General features: G+C 68.1%; 7 protein-coding genes. 5 read left to right on the plus strand and 2 right to left on the minus strand.

The window, feature by feature from the left end; genetic code table 11:
* The 4 genes from AB0M88_RS43540 to AB0M88_RS43555 all read left to right on the plus strand — a co-directional run bounded on the left by AB0M88_RS43540 (position 1) and on the right by AB0M88_RS43555 (position 3,804).
* The gene (locus AB0M88_RS43540) at positions 1-1,338 is read left to right on the plus strand and encodes a Dyp-type peroxidase (RefSeq protein ID WP_364112393.1); all 1,338 of its coding nucleotides are present in this window, start codon (positions 1-3) and stop codon (positions 1,336-1,338) included.
* Positions 1,339-1,355: 17 nt separating this feature from the next.
* Positions 1,356-2,219, plus strand: coding sequence for an enoyl-CoA hydratase/isomerase family protein (locus AB0M88_RS43545; protein ID WP_364112395.1), 864 nt, complete (start codon positions 1,356-1,358; stop codon positions 2,217-2,219).
* Positions 2,220-2,238: 19 nt separating this feature from the next.
* Positions 2,239-3,312, plus strand: a complete 1,074-nt coding sequence (locus tag AB0M88_RS43550) for a sulfite oxidase (protein WP_364112397.1) — start codon at positions 2,239-2,241, stop codon at positions 3,310-3,312.
* Positions 3,313-3,642: 330 nt separating this feature from the next.
* Entirely contained in the window at positions 3,643-3,804 is a 162-nt protein-coding gene (locus AB0M88_RS43555; protein ID WP_364112399.1) for a hypothetical protein, read from the plus strand.
* A 1,000-nt stretch (positions 3,805-4,804) separates the two neighbouring features.
* Here the strand turns inward: AB0M88_RS43555 and AB0M88_RS43560 are convergent.
* Together AB0M88_RS43560 and AB0M88_RS43565 are read right to left on the minus strand one after the other, a co-directional pair.
* Positions 4,805-5,191 carry a PPOX class F420-dependent oxidoreductase gene (locus tag AB0M88_RS43560; RefSeq protein ID WP_364112401.1) on the minus strand — a complete coding sequence of 129 codons (387 nt, stop codon included), beginning with the start codon at positions 5,189-5,191 and terminating at the stop codon, positions 4,805-4,807.
* 14 nt (positions 5,192-5,205) lie between these two features.
* Complete coding sequence (locus AB0M88_RS43565; protein WP_364112403.1) at positions 5,206-5,778, minus strand: zinc-binding dehydrogenase; 573 nt, start codon at positions 5,776-5,778, stop codon at positions 5,206-5,208.
* A gap of 59 nt (positions 5,779-5,837) precedes the next feature.
* Between AB0M88_RS43565 and AB0M88_RS43570 the strand changes: the two genes are divergently transcribed.
* On the plus strand, positions 5,838-6,218 hold the full coding sequence (locus AB0M88_RS43570; RefSeq protein WP_364112405.1) for a MerR family transcriptional regulator: 381 nt from the start codon (positions 5,838-5,840) through the stop codon (positions 6,216-6,218).
* The last annotated feature ends 34 nt before the right edge of the window (positions 6,219-6,252 follow it).

Below are 6,252 nucleotides of genomic sequence, written 5' to 3' on the forward strand. Positions count from 1 at the left end.
ATGACCGACGCCAACTCGCTGGAACTCGACGACATCCAGGCCGGTGCCCTGCACGAACGGCCGTCCCCTTACGTCGGCACGTACGTACTGCTGCGCGTCGCCGACCGCTACGACGGCCGCAAACTCATCCGCCGGCTGATACCCCTGCTCTCCCCGGCCCGCTCGGTCGTCGCCAACACCCCGGAGGCGTGGCTGACAGCAGCGTTCACGTACTCCGGACTGCAGACCCTCGGGGTGCCGCAGCAATCGCTGGACAGCTTCGCGCCCGAGTTCCGACAGGGCATGGCCGCCCGCGCCGCCCACCTCGGCGACACCGGCGACAGCGGGCCGGAGCACTGGGAGACGCCGCTGGGCAGCCGCGAGGTGCACATCGCGCTCGCCACCCTCGCCCCCGACCAACAGAGTCTCGACCGGCTGGTCGAGAAGGCCCGCCGCGCCCAAGACGAGTTCCCAGGCATCGAGGTGATCTGGCGGCAGGACTGCTACCAACTGCCGACCGGCCGCACCTCGTTCGGCTTCAAGGACGGCATCGGACAGCCGGCCGTCCAGGGAGTGGAAACCCGCCGGCCGAACCCCGGGGAACCGCCGATAAAAGCCGGTGAGTTCATCCTCGGCTACCCGGACGAGACCGGTGTGCCGGCGCCCATGCCTGAACCCGCCATCCTGAGCCGCAACGGTACCTACGTCGTGCTGCGCAAACTGCGCACCAGAGTCGCTGCCTACCGCCGCTACCTACACGACAGGGCCGCCGGGCGCCAGGACGAGGAACTGCTCGGGGCGAAGATGATCGGCCGATGGCAGAGCGGGGCGCCGCTGGCGCTCGCCCCTGATGGAGACGACCCGCTGCTGGGGGCGGATCCCCGCCGCAACAACGACTTCCGGTACGGCGACGACCCGCGCGGATTCAAATGCCCGGCCGGCGCGCACGCCCGGCGCGCCAACCCGCGGGACGCCCTGGACCACGAGAACAGCACCGACGTGCGTCTACACCGCATGATCCGTCGGGGCACAAGTTACGGCCCCGTCCTGCCGGAGGGTGTCCTCGAGGACGACGGTGCCGACCGGGGCATCATCTTCGTCTTCGCGGGATCGCACCTGGACCGGCAGTTCGAGTTCGTCAAAACCCAGTGGCTCAATGACGGGATCTTCATCGGGGCACCTCAGGAGAGCGACCCGCTGGTCGGGCCGCACCCGGGCGCCGCCGCCTTCACCATTCCGCACCGGCCGATCCGCCGCCGCCTGCCGGACCTGCCGCCGTTCGTCATCACCCGAGGCGGCGAGTACTGCTTCGCCCCCGGCTTTCGCGCTCTGCGCTGGCTGGCGGATCTCACCACATGAACCTTCCGGGAGACGGCATGACGAACACGACCCGTACGAATCGATGGAAGTCTCTGGATTTCGGGCCGCCGGCGCCCGACGACGCCGACCCGAGTCAGTCCGTGCTGCTCGAGTACACCGGCGACGGCGCCATAGCGGTGATCACCCTGAACCGCCCGGCGGCCGACAACGCGATAAGCACCGAAATGGGAACCCGGCTGACCGAGATACTGGAAACCATCGCCGTCCGCCGCGCCGTCCGGGTGGCGATCCTCACCGGCGCCGGCACCCGCGCCTTCTCCGTCGGCAGCGACCTGCGCCAACGCAAGAGCATGACCAAGGAGCAGTGGCTGCGGCAGCGGCAAGACTTCGACCGCACCCTCTACACCCTGCGCCAACTCCGCAAACCGATCTTCGCCGCGGTCAACGGCATCGCGTACGGCGGTGGCTGCGAGATCGCGCAGAGCGCCGACTTCATCATCGCGTCGCAGAACGCCGTCTTCGGCCAGCCGGAGACCATGATCGGTCTCGCCGCCGGTGGCGGCTCCCCGGCGCTGCTTCCCCGGGTTCTCCCACCGGGCACAGCCTTGCAGATGCTGATGACCGGTGATCCGATCACCGCCCAGGAAGCGTACCGGCTGGGCATGGTCAACCAGGTCCTGCCCTCCGGCGACCTGCTTCCGGCGGCGCACCGCATCGCCGAGAAGATCGCGAGCAACTCGCCGACCGCCGTGCAGGCCGTCAAACGCGCCGTGCGGCTGGGCCAGGGCCAGCCGATCGAGCAGGCCATCGCCATCATGATGGAGGCCCACTGGCGCTCGGCGGTACACCCCGACCGGGTCGAGGGCATCGGCGCTTTCAACGACGACCGCGAGCCGCACTTCGCGGACCCGGACTACTGACCTTCCAGGAGCGCCCGTCATGACAGTCACCGACGCCATCGCCCGCAACCGCGCGGCCCTGACCATGATCAAGGAAGATCCGTTCAACGCCGAAGCTCCGCACGACGGCCTGCGCACCGACACCACGCCGACCCAACTGCACTACGTACGCAGCAACTTCGCCCTGCCACACCACGACGGGACACTCCAGGTGGCCGGCGCGGTGGCAACCCCTCACACCCTGACGCTCGGCGATCTGCGCGCCCTGCCGGCCGCCGAACATGTCGTGACCCTCGAATGCGCCGGCAACGGGCGCCTGGACATGCGACCACTTCCCACCGGCGAACCCTGGGGCGGCTACGCGGTGTCCACCGCACGGTGGAAGGGCGCCCGACTGGCCGACGTGCTGGCTCGCGCGGACCCGGCCGGCGATGGCGTCGAGGTCCGCTGTCAAGGCGCCGACCACGGGAAATACCATCTCAGCTCGCTCTTCGAGAAGGACGACGCGGACATCACCTTCGTCCGGTCGCTCGCCCTGGCCCACGCGAGCGACCCGGCCGCCGAGATCCTGATCGCCTACGAGATGAACGGCGAACCGCTGGAGGCCGACCACGGCGCTCCGTTCCGCCTGATCGTGCCGCACTGGTACGCCGTCGCCTCAGTCAAATGGCTCAGCCGGCTCGACGTGATCACCAAACCGTTCGCCGGCGAGTTCCAGACCGGACACTACGTCTACCAGTGGCCGGACAAACCCGTCGAGCCGGTCACGTTGATGCGGGTACGCGCACGGATCACCGACCCGGCCGACGCCTGCTGCATCCCGGCCGGCAGGTACACGATCCGCGGCAAGGCATGGTCCGGCTCCGGGGCCATTACCCAGGTCGGATTGAGCTTTACCGGCGCGAGTGAGTGGAACCCGGCGGTCGTCGAGCCGCCGAACGGCCCGTTCCAGTGGCAGGACTGGAGCTATGAGTGGGACGCCACCCCCGGCCGGCACAGCCTGCGAGCCCGCGCCACGGACGCGTCCGGAAATATCCAGCCCGAAGTGCCACCCTGGAACCGTCTCGGCTACGGCAACAACGCCGTCGAGGTGGCATACGTCGAAGTACGATGACCGACCGCTCAGGGCGCCGAGAGAAGAACCCACGATCCGCAGGTTTACACCTGATGGGTGGGGCCAGAGCACGGCTGGCGCAAAGCGATAAGGCTTCACCACCGACTGAGCCTCCCGGACTCGCCACCGACGTGACCGGAACTCGCAGACTACGTGAACGGGTGAATGAGGCAGCCCCTCACCCTGTCGCTACGGGCGACGACCGGCCCCGGCGACCGGGCTGCCTTATCGAGGCGGCAGGCCAGTGCCCTGTCCTACGACCGCTGCGATCGCGCCCTATCGGCGGCAAATGAGGATGTCTGTGGCCGGGCGTTCAGGGATCATCGCGTGGTGAGTGATCTGCTGTGGGACGACGTGATGCCTTGGTTCGACCCGGTTGAGAACCGTAGTGCCCCGGACGTGATCGTGGCCGACACGACCCCTGGCCGACTGGCAGATCGTTCTGGACCTGATCCGCTCGCAGGGATGGGCAAGCGAGTTCGAGTTCGGTGATCAGGTGGTGCCGGTCCCTGATGCCGCCGCCGGCCTTTTTCGTTCGAAGACCTCGGCCAAGTCCCGTCCACTCGGCTACTCCCGCAAGGAAGCGATCCACCCGTGCCCGCGAGCTCTACTCCGTGATGAATCAACATTGTCGTCTCCCGGGCTGCTGGCCGACCCATACCGTGATTCGGTGACTGCAGAACCTCGGACCGCATGGGCTCGTCAGCGCCGGTGGTGGCTCGCCGTATTGCTCGGCATCGCACCGCACTTGTTACTGATCGCTTGGTTCGCTTGGCCCCCGATCACCTTCTGGATGGGCGGCAGGACTCGATCAGGATTTGTGCCGGGTCCAGATAGTGCGGCTGGCGCGCCTTATGCCACCTACAGCTGGGCTGAACTCGTTATCGTGCCAGCTGCGGTGCTTATGGTGATCGCTCTCTCCCTCTCACGGCGCACCCGCCCGTGGGCGCTCTGGGCACTTCTGGGCACTTTGGGGGGTGCTACGGCCGTGCTGTTGGTTCTGGCGACCGCGGGGGTGCTTTGGCGGATGGCCTACTGAGTGCGTGCGTTAAAGGGGCTGAGCCGGGTAGTCGCCCGGCACTTCCCGCCTTGACTCGGCTCAGGGAACTGCCGCACGGCTGCGCCCGTCAGGTCCGGTCGAAGGTCGCGAATAACAGAGGCGCTGACCCGCGACTCGCCACCTTCGCCCGGACGGCGCACGCCGTACCGAGCGTGATGACCGCCGCCCTGGCCGCCGCGCACGATCGGCGGCCATTGAGTGCGCGCTGTAGCGAACGCGAACAGCAATTCGCGCTGGTTTCCCGGACTGCTGCCGCTAGGCTGAAACGATGGCGTCGACTGCTGTCAACCGTGAACACCGGACGAGGAGTCTTTGCAAATTGCGTATCCACCGGCGAATATTGGACTGCCGTCGCTGGTGTTGAACTGCAAGAACAGCGGTGTGCCATTCAAGCGCGCTCGTAACGTACCGACCTGCCTCGCAGCGGCGTAGCTACCGGCCGGTCAGGAGGCGGTCAGGCCGCAGTTCGACGATCACCCGGTCCGGCGTCCATTGCGGATCGGTCGACCGTTCCGGCATGTATTTCTCGATCAAGGGCTGGGCCAGCGTGTCGTGGTTGTCTTCGATGAGCTGTGCCCGGCCGTACGCGACGACGTAGAACTTCTTCTCGAAGTCGTCGATGAGCAGCGAGATGGCCGGGTCGCGCTTGAGGTTCAGGTACTTCGCCCGCGAGCGGGTGGTGCTGAACCGGAAGCTCTGGCCGTCCCAGATGAACCACACGACGGACAGCTGCGGCGGCCCGCCGGCGCGGTTGACGCCGACCACGGCATGCCGAGCGCCGGCCAGCAGTTCCCGTACGTCCTCTTCCGAATCCGACATGGGGTGGTGCCTCCTTAGAACGTCAGGACGACCTTGCCGACCAGGCCGCCGGCCTCGAACACCCGGTGCGCCCGGTGCACGTCGTCGACGCGGTGATAGGCGCCGACGCGTACGTGCAGCTCGCCGGCGTCGACCATGGAGACCAGTTCGGCGAGTCCGCGCACGTCCTCGCGTATCTGGATCTTGACGGCGCCCGGAATGTCCGCCGGCAGCGGGTCATCGGTGATCGAGCGATACCGGCCGCCGGGTATCAACGCCGGCCCCGGGTGCACGCTCGCCGTGTCGAAGACCGCGTCGTACGCCGCCGCCGGCAGGTCCGCCACCCGATCGGTGACCAGCTCAGCACCCAGCTCACGGACGGCCGGCACGTGCGCGAGCCGGGAGACCAGCCCGTCCACCCGGGCGCCCGACCGGCGGGCCAGCTGCACCGCCAGCGAGCCGACCCCACGGGTCTTCCAGTCCACCGGGTTGATGCTGCTGGCGACCGTGCGGACGAGGACCTCGCCGGCGGCCGGGACAGGGACCGGCACCTCGCGCAGCGTAAGCACGTCGATACCGCCATGCCGGTCAATCTGTACGGCTCGCATGAGACATACGGTAAAGACTCACATCGATGTGAAGGTCAACCTTCTGCGACGGAGGCCACATGCGCATCGGCGAGCTGTCCCGGCGTACCGGGGTCACCGAGCGGCTGTTGCGGTACTACGAGGAGCAGGGCCTGCTGCAGCCGAGCCGCCTGCCCAGCGGCTACCGCAGCTACACCGACCGCGACGTGGAGACGGTGCGCCGCATCCGGTCGCTGCTGACCGCGGGGCTATCCACCAGTGTCATCGCGGGCGTGTTGCCATGCGTCTCCAGCGATGGCGGTTTCCTGGCACCCACCTGCCCACAGCTGCGCGCCGACCTCGCCGGCGAGCATCGGCGCATCAGCGCCGCGATCGAGGAACTACACCGGTCCCGCGGGCAACTGGAGGCCATCATCAACGGCAAGCCTCCGGTCGCCGCCGCGGGCGACTCGCCGGGCTGATCCGGCGGCCGGTTCCTACGCGCCCGCACCCCGG

Source organism: Actinoplanes sp. NPDC051411, assembly GCF_040682075.1.
In the GTDB taxonomy this organism is placed as follows: domain Bacteria; phylum Actinomycetota; class Actinomycetes; order Mycobacteriales; family Micromonosporaceae; genus Actinoplanes.